The following is a 19,288-nucleotide window of genomic DNA, read 5'->3' as shown; positions in this document are numbered from 1 at the left end:
CCCGCTTATATAGCAAACAAATGCGACACTAGCTCAGTTGGTAGAGCGCAACCTTGCCAAGGTTGAGGTCATCGGTTCGAACCCGATGTGTCGCTCCAAAAAATGAAACCTCGACGTCATGTCGAGGTTTTTTTTTGCCTATAATTTGCCATGTTTCTTTGTGGCACCAAATCTCATTATTTTGTGTTCTCTATAAATATCAGCAATATTGATTGTTAATACGATTATTATTAGGTTTTGAGATGGCTAATAGCGCATTTTGCTATTCGATAAATATGAAACAGATACAGAAGAATTTGAATCACTCCGCAGGCTTGCAAGTGAGCCGACGCTATTCCATGAAATAAATACAAATATTTGCCAGAATTGCATACCATTAGTGTGTTTGTTTGCATATGTCATTGTTACGATTTTATCTGCGCTTAAGTAGGTAAGTGGAAGATGGTATTTAAGGTTGATATGAAAGCACTGTGGTTATTTAGCCTGTTATACGCGCTGTTGCTTTCGAGTGCAGTGAAAGCGGAATCGATAGCCAGTTATCCAGTCGGTTGGCAATTTTGGCCTATCGTAAAAGAGAGCATTCTTTACCCTGAGAACAGTGATCTTCCACTAGATACCACTTTGTTTGCTCAAGAAACATTCCGAGCCTATAGCTGGATAAATAATGGTGAAGGCACTTCCCTGACGATTCGAGTTCATCCTAGTAAGATCAAACAGTATCTGAATCGAGGTCCTTATAGTGATGGGCCAACAGTCGTCGCTATTTCTGAAGACCCTAGCATTATTTGGGTCACGGAGCACATTGGCTCGGAGCCAATATATGGTAGCTATAACCGTAAAGGGGAGGATATTAGTCATACTCATCCAACATTAAAGTCGGATTACTGTACTAGCTGCCACACTTCGTACAAAGATATTTGTCACCATGGTGTTTGTTCTGTTTTTGGCAGCCGTCTTGAAAAATAGCCATTCTTTTGCCATTAGGATTAGCCGTTATGAGCACAGTATTTAAAAGATTGAGCATTAATCAAATGCTATTTATGTCCCATCTTTGCTTGGTGCTGTTGGTTATTGCTGGCTTAAGTATTACCCGCTATGAAAGCGAATGGCAGCGCCAAGTTGACTACTCTGCCGCCTTTGCTAATCAAGCATTGCAATCTCAAGTTCATTTTTTCTCAACGTCGGTTGCTGGTGTGAACTACGCCAATCTGACCATTCCGTCAATTGTGGAGCATTTGGCTTCGGTGAATGATCTACAGTTCATTGAGGTTAAGGGCATTTCCGATTATTCGGCGCAAGAAGTCCACATTCGTTATCTTCCCGCTTATGGAAAAGTATGGCGAGCAAACGTTACGCCACAAGAGCTGCAATCGTCCCGTGACCGTGTTGCAAGCCTGCAAACCATGCTCAAAAGTGTTGAAACACACAATACGCTCAAAGTTCGTAAACTCAATTATCTGTTGCTTAATGCACGAGCGGAATACAGCTCTTTGCTCAAAAGTTCGGATTTAGCACAGAGTGAAGTGATTGAATGGTCTAAACCGCTCGATACAAATCAGGGTTTCTTTTTAGATGAACAACGCTATTTACTTAACATCGAGATCCCATTACGTAATCAGAATGGCGGTTATATTTGGGCGGTATTTGATGCTAGTAAACTTGCGGCAATCAAAAAAAACATTATTCGTGAAATCGGCTTTGAGGCGATTGTGGCTCTGCTGTTGGTGATCTGTATTGCGTACTGGGTGACGTATTTTATTGTTGCTCCCCTTAAGAATCTTGCTGTGAGTATGAATAGCGGCGCGCGTTATAAGACCATGAAAGAGCTTGATGAACTTCATCGAGAAGACGAAATTGGTCAGTTGGCGCGAGCTTATAAAGGCTTGTTGATGAAGATCGATCAGCAGCTTGATTCATTACGCGCTAAATCAGATGCCGATTTGCTGACAGGTTTGGGTTCTCGTTATAAATACTCGCGCACCGCACTCCCTTATATTCAGCAAAATGTGTTACGTGGTAAGTATGTTGGGCTGCTGATTTGCGATATCGATAATTTTAAGGCCTATAACGATCTCTATGGCCACATGGCAGGCGACGACGCGCTAGCCAATGTCGCCGGTCAATTACAGCAGCGACTGACCAATGTTGATATGGCTTTTCGTTATGGGGGAGAGGAGTTCGTCATCCTTTGTGCTCGTCATGATCGAGAAGAACTGGAGCGAACCAGTGAATTATTGCGTCGTGCAGTGGAACAATTAGCGATCGATCACGTGGGCAACGGAGATTACGGTAAAGTCACGGTCTCGATTGGCGGGGCATTGGCGCAACGCGATTCCCTTCATCGCTGTGACGCAGGGTTTGAAGAACTGGTCGAATCGTTATTCTCAACAGCAGACAGAACCTTATACGAATGTAAGCGAGCAGGGCGTAATCGCGTCGCCTGGGCCAGTGTTTTCACGACGCAACTGGCGTTGTATGAGAAAGAATCTTCGCTGGTGTAAGCGGTAATTCTACTACGTTTAGAACGCACTTTTCTTTACCCTCCTAGCATGATAATCGTTCGACTTTGCGTGCGACGGAGGCGATTTAGCTATTTATTCATATTCTGTATTGTAATATCAAAGTTAATTTTCATTAATTTTTTGTATCAATTAACTTGAAGTCGTCTCGATTATCTCATATTGTGACGATGTGTCATAAATGACGAATCGTCATAATTTTAGTTATTCGCTTGAATTCATAGTTTAAGTTTACAGGTAGGTTCGGAGGTTAGATCGAACCGTGTTATAATGCGGAGGTCAGGGAGTACAAACAGAGACGGGCATCAATAATCATGTTTGGTTTTAGTTGTAAAAAGAAACAGCAAAAAGAAGGGCCGGGTTGTGTATTTGGTTTATCCAAAAAACAGCAGGCAATTGCGGATCGTGAGATTGAGCTAATATTATTAGCGAAATCTATGGTCCAAGAGCAAGGCTTTAGTAATCTGACCATGGATAAACTCACTGCGATGAGTCCTTATTCTAAAGGTACGATTTATAACCATTTTTGCAGCAAAGAAGATGTGATTATAGCATTGTGCATTCATTCGCTTAGAACAGAAGCGTTGATGTTTGCGCGTTCATCGGAATTTGGTGGTAATACACGAGAGCAAGTGATTGCTCTGCATGTTAGCTATCGAATTTATGCCCGCATGGAACCTGTACTTTCTACTTGCGCCATTATGGCGAAGAGCCCTTGGGTATTGGAGAAAGCGTCTCCAGCTAGGGTTCAGCAACTCAATGAACTTGAAGAACAAGTGATTAATTTTGCGGATGGTTTGATCAGCAGTGCGGTAGAAGCGGGTGATCTGAAGTTCTCTTCAGGTATTGGTTCTGACTCTATTGTTTTTGCGAATTGGGCCATTGCTTTTGGTTCAAACGCCTTAGCGCAGAACGCTTCGAATAGTCATTGTATTAGTCGATTACAAGACCCTTTTTCGGTATTACATAATGCCAATATGTTGCTCGATGGCCTGAACTGGCAGCCCCTTTCGACAGAATGGGATTATCGTAAAACATGGCAGCGTGTCGAAAAAGAGCTGTTTAAAGATGAGATTGAATACCTTGCTTCAGTTGGTCGTTAGTAAAGCCCATTAGGGCTTTTATAATCGCCGTCTGTGACGATTCGTCAAAAAATGACATGTGAAAGCCAGAGCATTGCGCTAAGTGAGTGAAATGCGTTTTTTTGGCAAAGCATTTATTTTGAAACCAGCCTTTGCTGGTTTTTAAATGAATATTTTTGACGAACCGTCACAAATGGAGAGTGTGATGAACGCACAGAGTTCAAACTCAACGACATGGTTTACTTGGCCGACAAGGTTTGCTTGGTGGGTCATTCTATTGACTAGCTTTGCCATCGTCGCTGCGACGATGGGTGCTAAAAATTTGTACTTTCGTGGGGATTACGAAATATTCTTTGATGGTCAAAATGAGCAACTATTGGCCTTTGATGAGATTCAAACAACATTCGCTAAATCCGACAATATTTCGATTGTTATCGCTCCACAAGATCAAACGATCTTTACTAAAACCAACCTTACGTTGATCCAGCAACTGACGATAGATGCGTGGCAAATTCCATATTCTAGTCGTGTGGATTCTTTATCGAACTATCAACATACCGAAGCGCTGCAAGATGATTTGATCGTGGAGGATTTACTCTATGAAGACTACCCGTTAACCGCGGAGCGAATTCAACGAGCAGAAAAGATCGCACTTAATGAGCCCGCACTCGTTCACTCAATGATTTCGCAAAACGGCGATGTATCGGTGATTAATGTCACGATACAAATGCCTGAAATTGATAAAACGGCCGAGTCGATTGAAGTGATGGCTTATGTCGATGCTCTGATTGCAAAATATCAGCAGCTTTATCCAGATGTTCAATTTTATAAAGCAGGGGTGGTGGCGTTAAATAATGCCTTTATGGTCGCCGCGCAGCAAGATTCGACTACGCTTGTGCCAACGATGTTTGGTGTCATCTTGTTGTTTCTAGTGTTGATGTTGCGCTCCATATCCAGTGTTGTTGCCACCTTAATCATCATTATTGCTTCAGTGACGACCACGTTAGGTTTAACCGGCTGGGCAGGGATGTTTCTTAGCACTGCCACGGTAAATATTCCCACCTTAGTCATGACGCTGGCAGTCGCCGATTGTGTGCACGTGATCGCCACCATGCGCCAGCGTATGCAAAAAGGGGATTCAAAAGTTGACGCGATTACACACAGCGTAGAGATCAATGCACTGCCTATTTTCATCACCTCAATCACCACGGCCATCGGCTTTATGATGATGAATATGTCGGATTCGCCAGTACTGAGGGATTTTGGTAATGAAGCGGCGTTAGGGGTGATGATTGCGTGTTTGCTCTCAGTTACATTACTGCCTGCATTACTTAAAGTTTTGCCGATAGGAATTAAACCGTTGGCAAATGCCGAGCAGACCGAGTCGGGCTTTATGGCTTCACTTGCTAATTTGGTCGTAAAGCATCAAACCAAACTGTTACCGATTTCTGTTGCTGTGATTGCATTGGCTGCAGCGGCCGTTCCGTTGAATAAGGTGAACGATGACTCGGTGCGTTACTTCGATACCAGTAGCGAGTTTCGTCAAGCGGCTGACTTTATGGAGCAGCGCATCAGCGGTATGACTAACATCAGTATTGCGATTAAAACGGGTGAATCACAAGGCATTGCCGCGCCAGGTTTTATCGCGACGTTAGGCGATTTCACCGATTGGTTGAGAGCACAACCAGAAACCGACCATGTAGCGTCACTTGCCGACACTTATAAGCGCCTCAATAAAAACATGCATGGTGATGACCGCGTGTATTACCAATTGCCTCAAGACCGAGAGTTAGCGGCGCAGTATCTTCTTTTGTATGAAATGTCGCTGCCGTTTGGCTTGGATCTCAACAATCAAATCAACGTTGATAAGTCTTCGCTGAAACTGGTGTTGACGACGAAGAACTTAGGCAGTGTCGGTTTGGTCGATTTGGAAAATCGCATCTACCAATGGTTCACTCAGCATGCTCCGCAATATCAAGTGGTGGCATCGAGCCCCAATTTGATGTTTGCCCACATTGGTGAAACGAACATGACCAGTATGCTTTCCACCTTACCTATCACACTTTTTTTGATCTCGGGGTTAATGATCTTTGCCTTACGGTCGGTGCGATTGGGGGTGATCAGCCTAATGCCTAATATTGCCCCTGCGATTATCGGTTTTGGACTGTGGGCGCTCATTTCCGGCGAGATCAACCTTGGCTTATCGGTAGTGGTGACATTGACACTGGGTATCGTCGTGGATGATGCAGTGCATTTCTTATCGAAATATCAGCGTGCGCGAAAGCAAGGCCAATCGGCTGAAGCGTCAGTTCGTTATGCCTTTCATACCGTAGGTCGTGCGTTGTGGATCACCACAGTGGTGTTGGTCGCCGGTTTCTCGGTACTGGCAATGTCATCATTCAGACTCAATGCCGATATGGGCATGCTTAGTGCCATCGTGATTTTTATCGCGCTGGTGGTCGACTTTATCTTTCTACCAGCATTGTTGATGAAGTTCGATAAGGCGGATTATGTGGTGGCAGCCTCACCGTCAAAACAAGCATCAGTAGTAACAGAAAGTAATGCGCAACCACTGAGCAGTACGCGTTAGAAATAAGGATATTTATGATGAGAATACATGTAGAAAAACAGTCGTTTAGTATTACGACAGCACTTTTATTGGCTTTGGGTATGGGCTTGTTCAGTTCTGCCATGGTAAATGCTAGCCCTGAGCGAGGATTGGAAATTGCACAAGAGCGTAAAGCGCGCGATGAAGGGTGGGGAGATTCATTGGCGACGATGAATATGGTGTTAAAAAATGCCCAAGGTGAAAGCAGTACCCGTGCAATGCGGCTCAAAAACCTAGAAGTTGCAGATGATGGTGATAAAGGGCTGACCATATTTGATGAGCCTCGTGACGTCAAAGGAACGGCATTTCTTAACCACTCACACATCGTCGATGCGGATGATCAGTGGCTCTATCTGCCGGCGCTAAAGCGAGTAAAACGTATTTCTTCACGCAATAAATCTGGGCCATTTATGGGCAGTGAGTTTTCCTTTGAAGATCTGAGCTCATTTGAGTTGGAGAAATATCGCTTCAATTACCTTGGGGATGAGCAATTAGATGGTCAAGCCACGTACAAGCTAGAACAGGTGCCGACCGATAAAAATTCGGGCTATACCAAGCAGATCTCTTGGATTGATACCGAGCATTATCGTCCGTTAAAAATTGAATTTTATGATCGTCGCGGCGCGTTACTTAAAACCCTGACGTTTTCCGAGTACACGCTCTATCTCAATAAGTACTGGCGTGCTCATCGCATGGCGATGCTCAATCATCAATCGGGTAAAAGCACTGAACTTATCACCAGCGATCTCGCATTCCAAACAGGTCTGACAGATAAAGATTTTCAAAAGAATATCTTAAAGCGGGTTAAGTAGGAGCGCCGATGAGAGCAAGTATGACGATTGCTGGCAAAGTCATTGCCAGCTTTATTATCGGCAGTGCCGCGATGTTACCTGCACAGGCCGTTGAATTTTCAGGCCAGACTAATCTTGAACATCGTCAGTATATTGATCAGGGATTGCAGGGACAGGACAAGGGGCAGAGTTCCATGGTGTTGCAGCCAGAATGGTATTGGGATCTTTCAGAGGGAGAAGCCAGCTTTACCTTTGTGCCATTTTACCGCTATGACGAAATGGATACACAGCGCACTCATGGCGATATCCGCGAGGCGCTTTATTTAACCTATTGGGATGACTATGAATTGCGCGTCGGTATCGGCAAAGTGTTCTGGGGAGTCACCGAGTCTGCCCATTTGGTGGATGTGATCAATCAAACCGATGCAATTGAATCGGTCGATGGCGAAGATAAACTTGGTCAGCCAATGCTGCATCTGAGTGTAATTAAAGAGTGGGGTACCGTGGATGCGTTACTATTGCCTTATTTCCGTGAGCGCACTTTTGCTGGAGAAGAGGGACGTTTAAGGCCGTTAATACCGGTGTCGGATGAGGCGATTTATCAGTCATCACAAGAGCAGAAGCATATCGATTATGCGCTACGCTACAGTACGATGGTCGAGGATTGGGATTTTGGCTTGAGCTATTTTCAAGGCACTAATCGAGATCCTTATTACCGCTTTGATGGTAATACCTTGAATCCTTATTATGCCCAGTCAAAGCAAGCGGGTTTAGATATTCAAGGGATTGTTGGCGATTGGTTATGGAAGTTGGAAAGTATTTATCGTGACAGTGACGATCATCACCTCGGTGTTGTCGGTGGTTTTGAATATACTTGGGTTGGGGTGTTTGACTCTATTTGGGACATTGGTTTGATCAGTGAATACCTTTACGACAGCCGTGGTGACAATGCGCAAATGATCGGTCAGAACGACGTGTTTGTGGGGACAAGATTTGCGTTCAATGATGCGGCTGGAACCGAAGTGTTGATTGGTGCGACGCAAGATCTCGACCATAGTGACGTGTACACCGCCAAGCTTGAGGCATCCAGTCGTATCAACAACGCGCTTAAATGGCGCATTGATGCGTGGTTATTTGAAAATGAAACACCAAGCGACTTACTTTACTTTGCCCGGCAAGACGATTTTATCGAACTGTCTTTGGAATACTATTTCTAGTCTTTAGTCGCTTATTTCAGCGGAAACTAATTTAGCGCTAAAAAATAAACCAAGGGAGCCGATCTAGCTCCCTTTTTCATTACTTTGTATGAACTTAGTAAGTCATTATAGGTAGACTAAATAACTTAGATATTGAGATTTAGCACCAGTAAGTTTAGTAATATAAGGCGAGCGTATGAATTCATTCCAATGGGATATCTGCTATGAAACCGGCATCGACGAAGTGGATGAGCAGCATCAGTTTTTGGTTGATATCATTAATCGTTATGGCGAGCTTGTAACTGAAAACATCATCTCTATCCAAGATATTCGTACCATTTTATTTGAGCTCTCTCGTTACGCGGAGTTTCACTTTAGTGAAGAGGAAGCGCTGATGAGAAATCAGGGCATTTATGCGCAACATTTAGAAAAGCACATCAAAGTGCATCGCTCATTTATGACGGAAATTATTGGTATGCAGGCCTTTGTCAGTGACAAGAATAAACAAGCCGCAGTGCTGCTGCTCAACTTTTTAATCCATTGGTTGGCGTACCATATTCTTGGCATTGATAAAAACATGTCACGTCAATTAGAGAAAATTGCGCGTGGTGTTCCTGCAAAAAAAGCCTTTGAAGACGAAGAAAAATCCCGTGACAGCAGCACCGAACCCTTAGTCGCAGCTTTAAATGGTTTATTTGAACAAGTGTCGGAGCGCAATAAAGCGTTATTAGAGCTTAATCAAAACCTCGAAGATATGGTTGAAGATCGCACTAAGCAGCTACGTAAAGCCAACAAACAGTTAGAAGAGTTATCACTGACGGACTCACTAACTCAATTACCCAATCGTCGCAGCGCGATGCGTAATCTCAAACAGTTATGGCAGATTTCTCAGCAAAAATCCGAACCGTTAGTGGCGATTATGATTGATGTTGATCACTTCAAAGAGGTCAACGATAGCGCAGGGCATGACGCTGGAGATCTAGTCTTACAAGAAATTGCCACGTTATTACAGCACCATTTTCGCAATGACGACATTGTTTGTCGTTTGGGTGGCGATGAGTTTTTTGTACTTTGTCCGAACACGGATCAGAGCGGTGGCTTGTATGTGGCGAGCCAAGCACAGCAGTCTATTGCTGAATTGCAATTAGATTTAGGCAAAGCCTATTGGCGTGGCAGTATTAGCGTTGGTGTTGCCGAACGTACCAGCGATATGAGCGATTTTCACGATTTGATCAAACAGGCTGACAATGCGGTTTACGCGGCGAAATCGAAAGGGCGCAATCGCGTATCCGCATGGTTGAGTGTTGAATAGTGACGTATAAATATTCAGCGGTCATATAAGGGGGTAGATGTGACTTATAGTGTTTTTAACATCCACACATCACAACCGCCATGCTCAGTGCCTTGGACGGGTTGAGTTAAATGCTCAAAGCCAAGCTTCTCATACAAGGCAATGGCAGAATGCATCGAAGAGAGAGTATCTAGGTAACATTGTGTAAAGCCTTGTTGCTTGGCGAACTTCAAACATTGTTCACTCAATTGTTTTCCTAGCCCTAAGCCTCGTCCTTGCGGCAATAAAAACAGTTTTTTCAACTCGCAGATCTGATCGGAATCGTTAAACGGCGCTAAGCCACAACCACCAACGACATGACCATTGACTGTGGCCACCAAATAAAAACTGCGTTTCTCTAGGGTGTAATGGCGGCTCATGGCCAATACTTCTGCATCCGCTGGCCCAAAGCCTTCACCAACCGCGCCAAATTCTGCGCCGACCTGTTTGATTATTTGACATATCTCGTCATCTTGTTTGGCTGTGATCGGTGCAATGTTTACCGTCATAATGGCGTCCTTTATGGGAGAATTATTGCCATGATATGGGCATGAAATTCATCACATTCAATATTAAAGCCGAAAATTTACGCAAAGGCAGTGAGAATAGTGATTTGCGATTGGATTTAGAGTTGGCATTCGTTACTATGTAGGGCTATTTAAAGACCCAAGATCCCTGTCGGGACGCTTATGGACACTACCGCTTATGTGGTTTGTTTCGAAGCTAGACTCGGACAAAGACATAGGTAGATGAGGAAACGATGCAACATCTAGAAGAGATCATTGCTAATGCGAGTGCCGCTATTGAAGCTGCGCAGTCGCTAGTCGCACTTGATGAAGTGCGTGTTCAGTATCTAGGCAAAAAGGGTGAGCTAACGACTCAGCTTCAAAGCCTAGGCAAACTGCCACCAGAAGAACGCCGTGAAGCTGGTCAAGAGATCAACAAAGCGAAAGGCGTAGTTCAACAAGCAATCTCAGCTCGTAAAGATGCACTACAACGTGCAGAGCTGGAAGCGAAGTTGGCTGAAGAAACGATCGACGTAACCCTACCAGGTCGTCGCATCGAGAACGGTGGCCTACACCCAGTAACTCGTACTGTTGAGCGTATCGAGCAATTCTTTGGCGAACTTGGTTTTACCACTGAATCTGGTCCAGAGATCGAAGATGCATTCCACAACTTCGATGCACTGAACATTGCAGCCGATCACCCGGCACGTACTGATCATGATACCTTCTTCTTTAACCCAGACTTGATGCTTCGTACTCATACTTCTGGCGTACAGATCCGTACTATGGAAAGTGGCAAACCACCATTCCGTTTCATCGCTCCAGGCCGTGTATATCGTAACGATTACGACCAAACGCACACGCCAATGTTCCACCAAGTGGAAGGCATGTTGGTTGATGAGAACGTGAACTTTGCACAGCTGAAAGGCACGCTACATGACTTCCTATGTAACTTCTTCGAAGAAGAAGTAGAAGTGCGTTTCCGTCCATCTTACTTCCCATTCACAGAGCCTTCAGCAGAAGTGGACGTGAAAGGTAAAAACGGTAAATGGCTAGAAGTGCTAGGCTGCGGTATGGTTCACCCGAACGTACTACGTAGCGTAGGCATCGATCCTGAAAAATACTCTGGTTTCGCATTCGGTATGGGCGTTGAGCGTCTAACTATGCTGCGTTACGGCGTAAACGATCTACGTTCGTTCTTCGAGAACGATCTTCGTTTCCTAAAACAGTTCAAGTAATCCAGAGGGTCCATCACTATGAAATTCAGCGAATCATGGCTTCGTGAGTGGGTAAACCCTGCGGTTACCACTGACGAACTAACACACCAAATTACAATGGCGGGCCTAGAGGTAGACGACGTACTACCAGTAGCAGGCACGTTTAACGGCGTTAAAGTCGGTCTTGTTGTTGAATGCGGTCAGCACCCAGATGCTGACAAACTGCGTGTAACGAAAGTTGACGTAGGCGCAGAAGAGCTTCTAGACATCGTTTGTGGCGCTTCAAACTGTCGTCAAGGCATCAAAGTTGCAGTTGCAACAGTAGGTGCTGTTCTTCCTGGCGATTTTAAAATCAAAAAAGCCAAACTACGTGGTCAACCTTCACACGGCATGCTTTGTTCATTTACTGAACTGGGTATCGACGTGGAATCAGAAGGCATCATGGAGCTTGCAGAAGACGCAGTTATCGGTACTGATTTCCGTGAATTCTTGAGCCTAGATGACGTAACGGTAGACGTAGACCTAACGGCTAACCGCGCGGACTGTTTCAGCATCCGTGGTATGGCGCGTGAAGTTGGCGTTCTAAACCGTGCTGACGTAACGGAACCTTCTGTTGAAGCGGTTGCAGCATCTATTGAAGACACGGTTGCTATCGAAGTAAAAGCGCCAGCAGCGTGTCCACGTTACCTAGGTCGTATCGTTAAGAACGTAAACGTTCAAGCGGAAACACCACTTTGGATGCAAGAAAAACTGCGTCGTTGTGGTATTCGCTCAATCGATCCTGTTGTTGATATCACCAACTTTGTTTTGCTAGAGCAAGGACAACCAATGCATGCATTCGATCTTGCTAAGATTGAAGGCGGTATCGTGGTTCGCATGGCAGAGCAAGGCGAAAAGCTGACTCTTCTAGATGGTAACGAAGCAGAACTAAATGCAGATACTCTAGTCGTTGCAGACCAAAACAAAGCGCTAGCGATTGCTGGTATCTTTGGTGGTGAACAATCAGGCGTAACGTCAGAAACCAAAGACGTACTGCTTGAGTGTGCTTTCTTTGCCCCTGACCACATCCGTGGTCGTGCTCGTGCATACGGTCTACATACAGATTCTTCTATGCGTTTTGAACGTGGTGTGGATTACGCACTACAAGTAAACGCAATGGAGCGCGCAACTGCGCTGCTAGTTGAAATCTGTGGTGGTGAAGTAGCACCTGTGGTTGCAGTAGAGTCTGAAGCAGACCTGCCAAAAGCAAACCAAGTTGCACTACGCCGCACTAAACTAGACAACCTATTAGGTCACCACATTGCAGATGCAGATGTGGCTGAAATTCTAGAACGTCTAGGCATGGCTGTAGAAACGAATGCAGAAGGTTGGGTTGCTACAGCACCAACATGGCGTTTTGATATTGCTATCGAGCAAGATTTGATTGAAGAAGTTGGCCGTATCTACGGTTACGACAACATTCCTAACCAATCACCAGTTGCTGCGCTAAGCATGCATGATCACAAAGAAGCTGACCTACCGCTTAAGCGTGTACGTAATCTTCTTGTTGACCGTGGTTACCACGAAGCGATCACTTACAGCTTTGTTGAACCTGAACAACAAAAATTGGTTGTACCAGGTGTTGAACCGCTAATCCTGCCATTCCCAATCTCTGCGGATATGTCAGCGATGCGTCTTGGCCTAATCCAAGGTCTACTAAACACTGTTGTCCACAACCAAAAACGTCAGCAACCACGTGTTCGTCTATTCGAATACGGTCTACGTTTTATCCCTTGTGAATCAGCGGAAAACGGCATGCGTCAAGAGCCAATGCTTGCGGGTGTTATCGCAGGTACTCGCGGTGAAGAGCACTGGAACGTAGAAACCAACACGGTTGATTTCTTCGATCTTAAAGGTGATCTAGAAGCAGTTCTTGAACTCACTGCGAACGACAAAGCATACGCATTTGCAGCGCTATCTGCAGAAGCAAAAGCGGCGAACCCAGCGCTTCACCCAGGTCAATCAGCAGCAATCGTTGTTGATGGCAAAGAGGTGGGTGTGATTGGTACTGTTCACCCAGAGCTTGAGCGTAAATTTGGTCTAAACGGCCGTACTATCGTATTCGAAATCGAATGGTCTGCGATCAACACCAAAGTGATCCCAGAAGCGGTAGCGCTTTCTAAGTTCCCATCAAACCGTCGTGATATCGCTGTGGTTGTTGATGAAACTGTAGCTTCTGGCGACATCGTTGCTGCATGTCTAGAGCAAGGTGGTGAGTTCCTAAAAGACGCGAAACTGTTCGACGTTTATGTAGGTAAAGGTGTAGAAGAAGGCAAGAAGAGCCTAGCTATCGCCCTAACACTACAATCTGTTGAGCGTACGCTTGAAGATGCAGACATCGCTGGTGCGGTAGAAGCAATCGTAGCGCACGTATCAGACAAGTTTGGCGCATCACTACGTGACTAATCGCTAGTTGATACATTAAATATTCAAAACCCGCTAATTTAGCGGGTTTTTTTATAGCCAAATATCAACATTTATTCGTATTTGGTTTGGAATAACAATCAAGGGTGCTGGGCAGTTTTTTGCTCGTTCGGGCAAGTTTTTACTAATTCTAGGCAACTTCTTGCTCAGAATGAAAGGCTGATTAATATAACCAATTGATTTTAAATGATTAATGTTTTGGCACAGTTAGTGCTGTATTCGAAAGGAGAAAACGACCCCCAATAAAGATAGGACGACAAAATGCCAAGCGCCATCGACATCCGATTTTACTTTCCCCGCAGCGAATCAATATGCTACCGAGAAATTCCTTGGCGCCACGTCAATGAAAATATTCTAGAACCAGATGGTTGGCTTAAACCCATTGAAGCATAAGCCTTAGCGTTTTTTTGGGTTACTTGTACAGGTTGAAGCGTGGCTTCTTGCTTCATTTTGAACCTATAAGTAGCCGTATGGCCTTAATGAAAGCAGTTTGGTTTAACCTTATTTGCTTATGGCTTTGTCGTTATTGAATAGGGATTTTTCATGGCAACATTGGCGTTTACCATCAAACTGGATGGAATAGAAGACGACAGCTTGGTCGTTAGGAGCTTCGATGGTCAAGAGTCGTTATCTAACAGTCTGTACCATGGAGAGCCCTGTTACGGATTTCGTTATCAAGTAGAATTGGCAAGCCGACGTTCAGATCTGTTGCCAGAAGATATCGTTGATATGGCCGCTGAGCTAAAGATGTACCGTAACGGGCAATTGACTCAGCGTGTGCATGGGGTTGTTCGTCAGTTCTCTCAAGGCGATATCGGTCATCATCATACCTTTTACTCGCTAACGCTTGTTCCTGCCTTTGAGCGCTTATCGCTACGCCAAAACAGCCGTATATTCCAAAAACAGACGGTACCGGAAATTATCTCCGTTTTGCTGCAAGAAATGGGCATTCATGATTATAGCTTTGCGATCGCTCAAAACTATCAGCAACGAGAGTTCTGCGTTCAATACCGAGAAACCGATTTAGCCTTTGTGCAGCGATTAGCCGCAGAAGAAGGGCTGGTATACAGCTTTGAACACGCTCAAGGCAAACACACGATCGTGTTTAGCGATAGCACCGATTTGCTACCAGCGCTCGACTTACCCATACCCTATAACGCCCTGTCTGGTGGTGCTGTTGATATACCCTATATCTCAGGGATACAAGTACGAACGCAATCACAAGTATCTTCCGTTGAGCTGAAAGATTACAGTTTTAAAAAGCCTGAATACGGTTTTAACCAAAATCAGCTCGGCAGTGATATCGAGTATCAGCAAGATAGTTATGAGCATTTTGACTATCCTGGTCGCTATAAGAACGATGACAGTGGTAAGGCATTCAGCCGAATTCGTTTGGAGTATTTGCGTCGTCAAGCGCGCCTTGCATTTGGAAAGAGTAATCAACCGCTATTAAGAGCCGGTTGTCGCTTTACTTTACAAGAGCACTTAAACCCCGAGTTCAATCGCAATTGGTTGGTAGTCAATATCGTTCGGCAAGGAACGCAACCACAAGCGTTAGAAGAATCTGGCGGCGCAGGTGCAACCACCTACAACAATCGCTTTGAGATTATACCAGCGAATCAAACGTGGCGAGCGGAGTCGCAAGCCAGACCGCAAGTTGATGGCCCAATGATGGCGCTGGTGGTAGGGCCTGAAGGAGAAGAAATATTTTGTGATGAGCATGGGCGCGTAAAGCTGCATTTTCCTTGGGATCGCTATTCATCAGGTAATGAACACAGCTCGTGTTGGGTGCGCGTGTCACAAGGTTGGGCGGGCAGCCAATATGGCATGATGGCTATTCCTCGTATTGGTCACGAAGTGATTGTTTCATTCTTAAATGGCGATCCTGACCAACCGATCGTAACGGGGCGTACCTACCATGTCACCAATACCACTCCTTACGTATTGCCAGAGCATAAAACCAAAACCATCTTGCGCAGTGAAACTCACCAAGGCGAAGGTTTCAATGAACTGAGTTTTGAAGACCAAGCTCAAGCGGAAAAAATCTACCTACACGCTCAGAAAGACTTTGAAGCTGATGTACTAAACGATCACACCACCCATATTAAGCACGATAAACACTTAACCGTAGATAATGATCGTTTCAGCAAAATTCTAAACAACCAGCACCTAACGGTGGTAGGTGAAAGCCGCAGCAAAGTATCCAAAGATCAAACAACCATTGTTGATGGCAGCATGCACTACAAAGTCGCCAATCTACACGCCCTAGAAGCGGGTAATGAAGTACACCTTAAAAGTGGGGCAAAAATCGTAGTCGAAGCGGGCGCAGAGATGACGCTTAAAGTTGGTGGCAGCTTTGTAAAAATCGATCCTGCTGGTGTGCACATCGTTGGCGCAGCTATCAATCTCAATTCAGGAGGTAGTGCAGGCAGCGGCAGTGGCTACGGCGGGCAGCTAGCGGCGCTGCCGTTGGGGGTGGAGTCTCCACTCCCGCCAGTAAACTCTCAGCCTTTACAGCTCTCTGCTGATAAGTTTATGAGTTTGTCGTTAGCCGATATACCGATTGCTAAGAGGTGTCTACGCCAAACGGATGGTTCTTGTCCTCGTGAGGATTGCCCTTGTGAATAGTTCACCAACTTTAGCCGCTAACTCAGATAATTGGATCATCGTCGATACCGTTCGTATTCCGGACGCAATGGACGTATTACGTGAGAAGGCTTCTATCAAGCGATCTTTACGCTTGTTCGCTGGATCGGATTTAGAACATCTTATTGAGCAAAGCCCTCTGCTCATTAATCTCGGCCAAACGCCAGACATTAGGCAATATTTATCGCTACCTGGTTTTAGTTCAAGTTCAGTCGTGTTTGAGTTATCTCAAGAATGCGATGAAAAAAAATCACTAACACATTGGCAAACGCTCTTGCTCGCGAATATAGAAAGTCATCCTTGTTTATTAAGATTTTATACACCAGCATTTTGGCAGCCAATCAAAAACGAGCTAAATGATGCTGATTTAAAGACATTGCTTGGTCCGTCTACCTCGGTAATTTGGATGAACGAGAATGGTCAATTAGAGCAGGTTATCCAACGAGAGAAGCAAGAGGCCTTGCCAAAAACGCCTTATATTCTGACGTCAGAAATTTTCAAATCATGGGTGTGAACATGAGTCAAAATACCTACACAATTTTACAGGATGAATGTCTAAGCCTTATTGCTCAGCGTTTTAGTGTTTCAGTACAAGATTTAATGAAACTGAATAGCACTCAAATAAAAGATCCCAATCTTATTTACGAAGGAAATACTTTAATTCTTCCGTTGCCATTACCTATACAGGTCGATGGTTCACGTACTCCAACCCCCGTAATCCTTCCCCCTGAGGAGAAAGCCTCTGATATTTGTAAAACCGACACGCCATTGGATGACATCCTTTATATTCCAGCACACCCGAAAACAGGAAAGAAGACTTGGTATGCAATTGATCAAAAAGTAAAAGACTTACTTCTTGAAGAAAAGAAAATACTGGAAGAGAGTATTGTTGATGATGATATGGATGCAATCGTCAAAAACTTAAATAATTTAGGGATTTTGTCAAAATTTGAAGCAAAACAATATGAACACTTTATGGATGAAGAACAGGTAGAAAAATACCGTTCTCTTCTTTTTGCTCAATTCGCAATGAATACACGAGCGTGTGTGGTCGACGGAAAAAATCCAAATGAGTTTTTACTAAAAGTGGCTAAGATCCTCGATTATCAATTGGCAGAGCGATTCAATTGGCTATCGGATTGGCAATCGAACTTTTCAGTCAGTGGCTACCCTGCAATGAATCAAGAGCCAGACTTAGAATCTAGCCCCAAATTTATTAATAGAATCAATAATCAATTGCGCACTCAGTTGTTAGTTTTAATTACTAAGCATATTAACGAACTAGAAAAAAAGGCTAAGAAGGCGGCGGGTAAAATAGACGCAGAAGATGGTACTAAGTTTGTTTTCATGGAAAAGTTAGATTATTTTTCGACAACTCAGCAAAAAGAAATAGCCGATGCAATTCAAGCTTTAAATAGAAAATCTCGGTCAGAACGACGCAGTGGAATGGATTTAGCACTGAGTTCACATGCTGAATGTGTTGAATATTTGTCTGCATGGCCAGAAATGCTGGAGAAAGCATGGAAAGAAGGGAGTGAACTTAGTGAATTGGGCAGAGTTAGAAGAAACAATAAATATTATTATAGTGCCGAAAATATCCGAATTCTCAACGTCAATGGTTATGCAGTCAAAGAGCAGTGTTTAACTCCGAAGCAATTAGTCGGTGACTCCGGTATCACGCTAGGGCCAGAAGCATTAGCCAAAAAACCTTGGCGCAGAAAAGAAAGCGGAGCAGCGAAACCGTTAGACATTAATGCCACAACGTTAATTGCAAATTTATATAAAGAGGTTGGAGGTCCAGAGTTTGACGGAAAAAACGATCAGAAAAGTATTGAAAGTTTGGTCAATAACACCGATCTAGATTGGGCGTATTACCCAACGGTTGCGTTAATTGCTGTGATTGATGCCACGATTAAAAAGCATAAATCGGCCTTAGCACAGGTCTTAAACACCGGAAGTACACCTCTGGATCAGCTGTTTGGTCAGTTATTGTGGATTAAAAAAGTCGCGCTTGCACGTATTGCACTTTTAAAATCGATCGCAGAGAAAAAAGCGGCAGCAGGTGCAAAAAACATGCAATTCATCTTTGGTGAGGAGGCGCTATTTCCTAAAAAATTCACCTTGCTTTGGGATGAATCGGCGTACAAACCCAAAGAAATCAAAATTTCAGGTTTTAGCAACCAAGCGGGTTACAACGATCTCCAAGTGGTGGAGTGTTGCTTACTCTCTGATGGTAAGGTGTTTTACGTACGTGGCCCACAGTGGTATATGCCGGGTGATGACCAACGTTTGATATGTCAATCCGCGGGGCGAGTTCAAAATATCACCAGTAAAATAGCGGTGGTCGATAAAGCCTCTCAAGGCGCTGATCTTATTGAAGCCAATGATATACCAGCGGCGCTGAAAAAAATGGCAGACGTAAGCATCAAAATGGAGTTGGTTCCACTCAAAGCCGAAAAGCAATTTGATACTGCCTTCTGGCAAGACAGTTACCATTACCAAGACGGTATAGGCCCTAATGGAAAGGGCGGAATTTTTAATATCGATGCTGGTGCCCAACTACTCCGTTTTTCAAGCAAAGCCGAAACCGAGTTGAATTCCCCTCTAAATTCATACTCGGGTCTTATTTCTGAGGCTCGCAACATCGGTGGTTCTGGTGGTATATCAGCAACCTTTACCGCGTTGCAAGCACAGCTCAGCATGAGTTTTTGGTTACCTTTACAAGACGATAGCCCTAAAGCAATTGCCCAAGTGAAGCCTCATCAATTAACGATTTTATATCAAGATCAAGAAGATAAGGAGCATCCTTATCAAGCTGGCTATTTGTGTGCGAATATCAGCGGCAATGTATATGGTCTAGCGGCTGCATCATGCCAACTCAGCACAAAAATCACGATGGGACCAACCGATGTAGGTGAAGGCTTTGGCAT

The 19,288-nt window shown here is 44.4% G+C and carries 13 protein-coding genes and 1 tRNA gene; 13 read left to right on the top strand and 1 reads right to left on the bottom strand.

Annotated features, from left to right (window positions below; all coding sequences use genetic code 11):
* Positions 1-22 precede the first annotated feature (22 nt).
* From RH88_RS06405 to RH88_RS06370, 8 genes are all read left to right on the top strand, one after another.
* A tRNA-Gly gene (locus tag RH88_RS06405) sits at positions 23-98 on the top strand.
* Positions 99-459: 361 nt separating this feature from the next.
* Positions 460-966 (top strand): hypothetical protein, encoded by a 507-nt coding sequence (locus RH88_RS06400; RefSeq protein WP_009386174.1) that lies wholly within the window; start codon positions 460-462, stop codon positions 964-966.
* 29 nt (positions 967-995) lie between these two features.
* Positions 996-2,501 (top strand): GGDEF domain-containing protein, encoded by a 1,506-nt coding sequence (locus RH88_RS06395; RefSeq protein WP_005594309.1) that lies wholly within the window; start codon positions 996-998, stop codon positions 2,499-2,501.
* Between the two features lie 332 nt (positions 2,502-2,833).
* The gene (locus RH88_RS06390) at positions 2,834-3,622 is read left to right on the top strand and encodes a TetR/AcrR family transcriptional regulator (RefSeq protein WP_005594307.1); all 789 of its coding nucleotides are present in this window, start codon (positions 2,834-2,836) and stop codon (positions 3,620-3,622) included.
* A gap of 184 nt (positions 3,623-3,806) precedes the next feature.
* A complete protein-coding gene (locus RH88_RS06385; protein ID WP_005594305.1) occupies positions 3,807-6,191 on the top strand; it encodes an efflux RND transporter permease subunit in 2,385 nt (794 codons plus the stop codon).
* 80 nt (positions 6,192-6,271) lie between these two features.
* Positions 6,272-7,021: an outer membrane lipoprotein-sorting protein gene (locus tag RH88_RS06380; RefSeq protein ID WP_086027397.1), complete on the top strand. Its 750-nt coding sequence runs from the start codon at positions 6,272-6,274 to the stop codon at positions 7,019-7,021.
* Between the two features lie 8 nt (positions 7,022-7,029).
* Positions 7,030-8,217 (top strand): hypothetical protein, encoded by a 1,188-nt coding sequence (locus RH88_RS06375; RefSeq protein ID WP_005594301.1) that lies wholly within the window; start codon positions 7,030-7,032, stop codon positions 8,215-8,217.
* A 175-nt stretch (positions 8,218-8,392) separates the two neighbouring features.
* Positions 8,393-9,508, top strand: coding sequence for a GGDEF domain-containing protein (locus tag RH88_RS06370; protein ID WP_005594300.1), 1,116 nt, complete (start codon positions 8,393-8,395; stop codon positions 9,506-9,508).
* A 44-nt stretch (positions 9,509-9,552) separates the two neighbouring features.
* Here the strand turns inward: RH88_RS06370 and RH88_RS06365 are convergent, their stop codons facing one another.
* Positions 9,553-10,035, bottom strand: coding sequence for a GNAT family N-acetyltransferase (locus RH88_RS06365; protein ID WP_005594299.1), 483 nt, complete (start codon positions 10,033-10,035; stop codon positions 9,553-9,555).
* Between the two features lie 251 nt (positions 10,036-10,286).
* On the opposite strand from RH88_RS06365, the gene pheS reads away from it, so the two are divergent.
* The 5 genes from pheS to RH88_RS06340 form a co-directional block, all read left to right on the top strand.
* The gene (gene pheS, locus RH88_RS06360) at positions 10,287-11,270 is read left to right on the top strand and encodes a phenylalanine--tRNA ligase subunit alpha (protein ID WP_005594293.1); all 984 of its coding nucleotides are present in this window, start codon (positions 10,287-10,289) and stop codon (positions 11,268-11,270) included.
* An 18-nt stretch (positions 11,271-11,288) separates the two neighbouring features.
* The gene (gene pheT / locus RH88_RS06355; protein WP_005594292.1) at positions 11,289-13,694 is read left to right on the top strand and encodes a phenylalanine--tRNA ligase subunit beta; all 2,406 of its coding nucleotides are present in this window, start codon (positions 11,289-11,291) and stop codon (positions 13,692-13,694) included.
* A 561-nt stretch (positions 13,695-14,255) separates the two neighbouring features.
* Positions 14,256-16,340 (top strand): type VI secretion system Vgr family protein, encoded by a 2,085-nt coding sequence (locus RH88_RS06350; RefSeq protein WP_005594290.1) that lies wholly within the window; start codon positions 14,256-14,258, stop codon positions 16,338-16,340.
* Positions 16,333-16,872: a DUF4123 domain-containing protein gene (locus tag RH88_RS06345; RefSeq protein WP_005594289.1), complete on the top strand. Its 540-nt coding sequence runs from the start codon at positions 16,333-16,335 to the stop codon at positions 16,870-16,872. The genes RH88_RS06350 and RH88_RS06345 overlap by 8 nt, the downstream gene beginning before the upstream one ends.
* Positions 16,761-19,288 (top strand): LysM peptidoglycan-binding domain-containing protein (locus RH88_RS06340; RefSeq protein WP_138944254.1); only part of this gene is annotated, 2,528 nt, incomplete at its 3' end. The genes RH88_RS06345 and RH88_RS06340, both read left to right, overlap by 112 nt.

Origin of the sequence: Vibrio scophthalmi LMG 19158, from assembly GCF_000222585.1 — a bacterium.
GTDB classification, from domain to species: domain Bacteria; phylum Pseudomonadota; class Gammaproteobacteria; order Enterobacterales; family Vibrionaceae; genus Vibrio; species Vibrio scophthalmi.
The sequence above is the reverse complement of the archived record's forward strand: the minus strand, read 5'-3'. Positions and strand labels throughout refer to the sequence as shown.

What these genes read in the sequence shown, in the direction of transcription:
- RH88_RS06400 (WP_009386174.1), top strand. Translation starts at nt 460, where the DNA reads ATGAAAGCACTGTGGTTATTTAGCCTGTTATACGCGCTGTTGCTTTCG.
- RH88_RS06395 (WP_005594309.1), top strand. Translation starts at nt 996, where the DNA reads ATGAGCACAGTATTTAAAAGATTGAGCATTAATCAAATGCTATTTATG.
- RH88_RS06390 (WP_005594307.1), top strand. Translation starts at nt 2,834, where the DNA reads ATGTTTGGTTTTAGTTGTAAAAAGAAACAGCAAAAAGAAGGGCCGGGT.
- RH88_RS06385 (WP_005594305.1), top strand. Translation starts at nt 3,807, where the DNA reads ATGAACGCACAGAGTTCAAACTCAACGACATGGTTTACTTGGCCGACA.
- RH88_RS06380 (WP_086027397.1), top strand. Translation starts at nt 6,272, where the DNA reads ATGGGCTTGTTCAGTTCTGCCATGGTAAATGCTAGCCCTGAGCGAGGA.
- RH88_RS06375 (WP_005594301.1), top strand. Translation starts at nt 7,030, where the DNA reads ATGAGAGCAAGTATGACGATTGCTGGCAAAGTCATTGCCAGCTTTATT.
- RH88_RS06370 (WP_005594300.1), top strand. Translation starts at nt 8,393, where the DNA reads ATGAATTCATTCCAATGGGATATCTGCTATGAAACCGGCATCGACGAA.
- RH88_RS06365 (WP_005594299.1), bottom strand. Translation starts at nt 10,035, where the DNA reads ATGACGGTAAACATTGCACCGATCACAGCCAAACAAGATGACGAGATA.
- pheS (WP_005594293.1), top strand. Translation starts at nt 10,287, where the DNA reads ATGCAACATCTAGAAGAGATCATTGCTAATGCGAGTGCCGCTATTGAA.
- pheT (WP_005594292.1), top strand. Translation starts at nt 11,289, where the DNA reads ATGAAATTCAGCGAATCATGGCTTCGTGAGTGGGTAAACCCTGCGGTT.
- RH88_RS06350 (WP_005594290.1), top strand. Translation starts at nt 14,256, where the DNA reads ATGGCAACATTGGCGTTTACCATCAAACTGGATGGAATAGAAGACGAC.